At 70.5% G+C, this 3,266-nt stretch carries 2 protein-coding genes; both read right to left on the bottom strand.

Annotated features, from left to right (window positions below; translation table 11 throughout):
* Positions 1 to 24 precede the first annotated feature (24 nt).
* Positions 25 to 2,328, bottom strand: a complete 2,304-nt coding sequence (locus VG276_30435) for a site-specific integrase (GenBank protein ID HEV8653602.1) — start codon at positions 2,326 to 2,328, stop codon at positions 25 to 27.
* Positions 2,329 to 2,462: 134 nt separating this feature from the next.
* Positions 2,463 to 3,266 (bottom strand): site-specific integrase (locus VG276_30430; protein HEV8653601.1); only part of this gene is annotated, 804 nt, incomplete at its 5' end.

Genomic DNA, 3,266 nt, shown 5'->3' with positions numbered 1-3,266 from the left:
ATTCTCTGAACTGGACGAACGCGGTTAGTTTGGCTTTCTGGCCACGGTCGGGATGCCCAGATTCACGGTGGTGTGGTTGTGGGCACGCCGGTCGAGTTGGGCGAGCTTGTCCTGGGCGCCGGCGAGGCTGACCTGGAGTCCCTCGACTTCGCCCAGCCAGCCCTCGCGTTCGGCCTCGGCGATGCGGGCGATGAGGTTGTCGCGAATCTCCACCAGCCGGTCGCGTTGGGCGGGGTCTGGCCAGAGCATCGGGCAGCGGATGCAGGCGTGCTCGTGGATGCAGGGGGTGCCGAACGCCCGCGCGCAGGTGCCGATGGAGACCTTTCGGCGTTCGAAGTGGCCGAGGAACTCGGTCCACTCCTCCTCGGTAGGGGTGCGATATTCCTCGCTGGGCCGCAGCGCCCGCCGGCGGGCCAGGAACGCCCGGTGCGCCTGGATGGCCTCCTCGGGATAGACGGCCTTGTAGCCCATGGTGACGTTGATGTCGTGGTGGCCGACGATGACCTGGGCGATGTGGGGGGGCAGGCCGCCCAGGACGGCGTCGGTGATGAACATCCGGCGGAAGTCGTGCGGGGTGAAGTGCAACCGGCTCCCGGTGGTCGGGTCGGTCAGGCCGGTATGGGCCAGCGCGGCGTTGAGCATGTTGCGGATGGCGCCTTCGCAGATCCTGCGGTGCTCGGTGCCGAGTCTGCGCTGGAACAACCATGGGGATGGAGCCAGCCAGACGCATTCGCGTCGGTCGTAAGCGCTGATGACCGGGATCGCCCCGGTGGGGGTGCGGACGCGGCGGATGATGGCCGACAGCACCTCGGCCAGTTCGGGGCTGACGACCAGGAGTCGTTCGGTGTCGGTCTTGGACGGGGCGATCTGCAGCAGCGGCACCAGCTCGCCGGTGGTGGGCAGGCGATATTGCACCAGGCTGTGGTGGGAGAGTTCGGTCAGCTCCTCGATCCGGATGCCGGTGGATCGTAGGACCTCCACGGTGGCCCAGGCCCAAAACGCGAGGTCTTCTTCCATGCCCAGGTCGCGTCGGCGGCCGGTGCTGGGGTCATCGGCCCAGATCTTGTCGGTGGGGCGGGTGGTGATCGAGCGGGTCAGGGTCTGCCCGTGGAGGGTGAACGCCTGGCCAGGGCGGGTCTGGCGGGCGGCGGTGAGCAGCGCTGCGGCGGTCTTGCGCCGCTGGTCGACGGTGCGCACCAGCACCGGAAGCACGGGTAGCCGTTCGCGGGTGCGGGCATCCATGCGCGCCTTCCGGCGTCTGGCGGCCTTGCGCTGGTTGATCTCCTCCTCGCCGACCGGGCAGGGCGCCACCCACCGGCCCCAGCGGGCGGGCTCCTCGATCGCCCATTGGGCCAGGTCCAGGTAGAAGGCCCGAACCGGGGTCAGGCACTGGCGGTAGCCGATCCGTTCAACGGTGATGACCTTCTTCTCGCCCGTGTCGGTGACGACCGTTTTGGATCGGGTGCGCAGCCGCTGCTTCCACACTGCGGCGACCTCAGGCGACAGGTGCAGGCTGTCGATGCCGGGATGGTGGCGCTCCAGGTCCTTCCAGAACACACCCCCCAGGTCCGCGGCCAGGGTTCGCAAGCTGCTGTAGTCCAGCGCTGGCTGGCGTTCTCGCAGGTAGTCCACCAGCAGGTCACGAACCGGCCGGCAGGCAAGCGCAAACCGGTCGATGAGCTGCTCGGGGGTGCGCTGGCCCCGACTACGCAGCTCCCGCAGCCGTTCTGGCGCACTCGGCGCAAGCACCCCCATCTGGTGCAGCGCCCGGTAGAACGCGGCGCCATGCGCCATCGGACGGCGGTGCGCATCCGCCTCCACGTCCAGCAACTCCAGGACATCGCCGACGGTGATGTCGGCGATCGTGCCGCCCTTGGCGGCAAGGACGACCGCAGCGCGGTGCAGTGTGTGCCCTCTGACCGCCGGTGTCGGCGTGTCGTGGTCGCATGCCTGGCGCAACCGCGCAAACCCCTCAACATCGCGGGTCTGGGCCATCAAGCGCACCAGGGTGCCTCCGCGGGGCACCGCCGCCACCAGCCACGCCAGGCCGGGGCGCACGACCTCGGCGCAGATCGCCACCGTCAACGCCGCACCGAGCACCGCGTGCTGCCCGTCGGCGTCGTGGCCGCGGTCGCGCAGCCATTGCGCGGGGAGCTGTCGCCAGCGCGCGCCAGCAGCATCCGCCCCGCTGGCCAGCCAGCGGTCCTGCCACCTGGCACCCGGCTGCTCGCTCAGCCACTCCAGCAGCAACACCAACTCACGGCGGCGATGCTTCTGGCTGCCGGCGCTCTCCAGCGCAAACGGCGCTCGGGTCAGCCGCTTGAGCACCTGCGCACCGTCCTGCCTGGTGGCCGGCCACTCCGCTGCCGGCAGGCGGGCAGGAAACCGGGCAGGTGTGGCCCCAGACGCCGCCGGCGGTGTTGGCGCCCTGACGCCCAACGCTTCCCTCGTAACGCTGGCGGTCACGACGTCTGGTTCCCAAACAAGACCTCCAGGGTCTCGGGCCGGTAGCCAGGCGCGGGAGCCGGACGCGCCCGCGTGGCTGCGCGCCGGGTCTGCTCGGCGTGGTGGGCCAGCACCCGGCGGACCACGTCCTCTTTACGGGGGGTCAGATAGATCTGCGTCGTAGTGAGCTGGGCATGCCCCAGCACGAGCTGGACATCCGTCAGCGGCAGGGTCGGGTCCTCGGCCATCCGGTAGGCGGCCGTGTGCCGCAGCGAGTGCAGCGTCGCCTGGCTGCCCGCCCGCTGGTTGACGCGCTCGAACATGCGGTGGGCCGCGTGGTAGGTCAGCGGGCGGACCGGGCGGCGCAACGTCCACCACAGCGGCTGCCGCCGCCCGCGCGGGATGGCGTCGGCCAGCTCGAGCTGGTAGAGCCGCAACCACACGAACGCGTCGGTGGAGGCGGGCAGCTCCTGCAACGCACGAGTGCCCTTGCGCACGACCGTGATCACCTGCCGCCCCGGATCCACCCCCGCCACTGTGGCTGACAGCAACTCCGAGGCCCGCGCCCCGGTCGACACGTAGAACGCCACCAGCGCCCGGTCCCGGTGCGACGGCAACCGCGCGAAGATCTCGTTGAACTCCGCATCCGGCACACTCCTCGGGATCCGTGTGGGCACCCGTGGCCGGTAGAGCCCGGCGCGCTCGTTGCGGTAGGGCTCCATCGGGTTGTGATGCGCGTGCGCCCGGCTACCGCGCCGAGATCGATCCAGCGGGAACGGGTTGAGGATCGGCCCGGAGCCGGCGTCCCGGTGGAAGTCGTA

Source organism: Actinomycetes bacterium (assembly GCA_036000965.1).
Classification (GTDB): Bacteria; Actinomycetota; CALGFH01; order CALGFH01; family CALGFH01; genus DASYUT01.
The sequence above is the reverse complement of the archived record's forward strand: the minus strand, read 5'-3'. Positions and strand labels throughout refer to the sequence as shown.